We start from the raw sequence: 413 nt of genomic DNA, 5'->3' as shown, positions 1-413 counted from the left end.
CGCGATGTCCGTGTCGCCATCAGCATCGGTGATGATGTAAGTGAAGCTGTCGGTGCCGTTGAAGTTCGCATCCGGGCTGTAGTCGTAACTGCCGTCAGCATTGAAGGTCATGGTGCCGTTAGACACGTCGGTATCCAAGCTGAACGCGGTCGCTAAGTCGCCGCCGTCACCGCCTAAGGTGTCGTTACCCGCAACCGAAGCGCCGGTAATCGAGCCGTCTTCTGCCACCGTATTGCTGTCATCGGTCGCCGTTGGCGTGTCATCCACCGCCGTCACCGTAATGGTTACGGTCGCGATGTCCGTGTCGCCATCAGCATCGGTGATGATGTAAGTGCAGCTGTCGGTGCCGTTGAAGTTCGCATCCGGGCTGTAGTCGTAACTGCCGTCAGCATTGAAGGTCAAGGTGCCGTTAG

At 58.1% G+C, this 413-nt stretch carries 1 protein-coding gene; it reads right to left on the bottom strand.

Annotation, left to right across the window (positions count from 1 at the left end):
• A partial coding sequence (locus tag GJS41_RS11355) for an Ig-like domain-containing protein (RefSeq protein WP_154247481.1) occupies window positions 1-413 on the bottom strand: 413 nt, incomplete at both ends.

Origin of the sequence: Kangiella sp. HZ709 (genome assembly GCF_009674675.1) — a bacterium.
Classification (GTDB): domain Bacteria; phylum Pseudomonadota; class Gammaproteobacteria; order Enterobacterales; family Kangiellaceae; genus Kangiella.
Note: the sequence above shows the minus strand (reverse complement) of the source record. Positions and strands in the feature narration are given on the sequence as shown.